Raw genomic sequence first — 357 nt, 5'->3', positions numbered from 1 at the left:
TGATGCGCTTTCGAGAGAACCAACTAGATACAAGATCCTTTTTGTGGGAGGTGGGAAGAGCGTGGGTGAATTACAGAAGATTGTAAGAACCCGCTATCCAGAGCTTGATGTTGAATTTGTCGGAAGCATCGACTACAAGTTGATTGCCAACTATTATAGATTGTGTGATGTTGTGTTTGCTTGGTATCCCCCAAGGGAAAACGTGAAGCGTGCTATTGCAGTTAAGGTTCTTGAGGCCTGCTCTCTTGGCGTTATCTCCTTTCCACATGATGTACACACGGGGATTGTCTCGGCCATTTCAAACCACCTCCTTAGAAATGAGGTTTTTTTGTTATCGTGACTCTTAACGCAATAAAG

Annotated in this window: 1 pseudogene; it reads left to right on the top strand. The window is 44.0% G+C overall.

The window, feature by feature from the left end:
- A pseudogene (locus NF859_RS10605) lies at positions 1-340 on the top strand (hypothetical protein); the annotation flags it as partial.
- Positions 341-357: the final 17 nt, after the last annotated feature.

The organism is Thermococcus alcaliphilus (assembly GCF_024054535.1).
Taxonomy (GTDB): Archaea; Methanobacteriota_B; Thermococci; order Thermococcales; family Thermococcaceae; genus Thermococcus_A; species Thermococcus_A alcaliphilus.
This window is presented reverse-complemented; position numbering and strand designations above follow the sequence as displayed.